2 protein-coding genes are annotated in these 1,532 nt (G+C 77.6%); one reads left to right on the top strand and one right to left on the bottom strand.

The genetic code is table 11. From position 1 onward, the window contains the following. Window positions 1–322: 322 nt before the first annotated feature. Window positions 323–790 carry an MFS transporter gene (locus KS423_RS45335; protein ID WP_224285493.1) on the top strand — a complete coding sequence of 156 codons (468 nt, stop codon included), beginning with the start codon at window positions 323–325 and terminating at the stop codon, window positions 788–790. Window positions 791–1,002: 212 nt separating this feature from the next. Here the strand turns inward: KS423_RS45335 and KS423_RS45330 are convergent. Continuing rightward, window positions 1,003–1,532, bottom strand: a 530-nt coding sequence (locus tag KS423_RS45330; RefSeq protein WP_224285492.1) for a phosphotransferase, incomplete at its 5' end; no start/stop codon positions are given.

The raw sequence follows: 1,532 nt of genomic DNA, 5'->3' as shown, positions 1-1,532 counted from the left end.
GGCCGGTCGTCTTCGGTGCGGGTGCGGGTGCGGGTGCGGGTGTCGCGTTCGGGCGTGCCGGGCACGGCCCTGCGGGCGGGAGCGGGCCCGGGAAGGCGTTCACCCCGTGGCGCCCGCGCAGGACTTTGCGGGCGCCCCGGGGTGCGGTGTGCCGGCCACCGCCGCGCGGGTGCGGCCACCGGCCTTGGCGGCAGGGTCAGTTGAAGACCAGGACGTCGGTGCGCATCGGCAGCGGACTGTTCCAGCCGATGCTGATCTTGAAGGTCACCACGCCGTTGCCGGGCGCGATGCTCGACACCTGTCCCTCACCGGCCCCGCCCTGATGGCCTTCGGCGTCGTCATGACCGCCGGCGACCTCGCCTTCGGCCGCCTCCTGGAACGCAGCCCGATACGCACCGTCACCGCCTACCCGCTCCTCTGCCTCGCCCTCTACCTCCTCCTCGACGCCGCCGGCCCCCACCGCGCCCCCGTGCTCGCCACCGTCCTCCTGTGGGGCGCCGTCCGCTCCGGCGGCCTGGCCGTCGCCCAGAGCCGGCTCGCCCGCGACGCCACCGACGCCCCCGAGTTCGGCAACAGCCTCGTCGTCTCCTTCTCCACCCTCGGCATCACCCTCGGCACCACCCTCGGGGGAGCCGTCGTCACCACCGCCGGCCCCCGCCACCTGCCCCTGGCCGGCGCCGCCCTCGCCGCAGCAGCCCTCGCCGCCGTCCTCCTGCGCCGCCGCCTGCACCCCGAACAGCCCCAGGAACAGCCGCACCGGCACGACACCCGACCCGCCCCGACCCCCTGACCACCCGCCAACCCCCCCCGCCGGCCCCACGAGGAACGCACCCGGCCACGCCCCGCACGGTGGGGCGGGGCGGGGCGGGTGCGGGTCCTCACCGCACCTGGGGCCGGGCCGGGCGCAGCGGGGCGGGACGGTCGAGGGGAAGGAGGAAGGGGAGGGAGGAAGGGGAAGGAGGCGGACGGGAGGAGGCGGGCGTGGCCGCGGCGGCGGGGCGGTCAGGCGTAGCGGTCGAACAGGGCCTGTAGGTAGTCCTCCAGGCGCCCGGTCAGCACGGCGGGCGTCAGGTCGGTGCGGCCCAGTTCGCGCCAGGGCTCGGCGACCTTCTGCGCGTCGGGGGCGAAGGCGAGGGCGTCCAGCAGCCGCCAGTACAGGTGCGCGCGGCCCTCGGCGAGCTCGCGCCCGCCGGCGGCCAGGTAGCGGTCGGCGAAGTCCAGGCCCGCCCCGGGGCCGTGCAGCAGGGCCAGCGCGGTGGAGCAGTGGGCGACGTCCAGGTCGGCCGGGCCCCAGGAGGTCTCCACCCAGTCGACCACCCCGGCGACGGCGAGCCCGGCGCCCGCGCCGGTGAACAGCACGTTGCCGGGGTGGAAGTCGCGGTGCAGGAAGCACGGCCGGTGCGCGGGCACCGCACCGCCGATCACCCCCACCGCCCGCTCCCACAGCCCGCTACGGGCGGTGCCGTCGGGCACGGCCACCCGGCCGGGGGCCGTCCACGCCTGCCAGGCGCGCGGCCGGTCCTGCTCGCCGA

This window comes from Streptomyces sp. LS1784, from assembly GCF_020103755.1.
GTDB lineage: Bacteria > Actinomycetota > Actinomycetes > Streptomycetales > Streptomycetaceae > Kitasatospora.
This window is presented reverse-complemented; position numbering and strand designations above follow the sequence as displayed.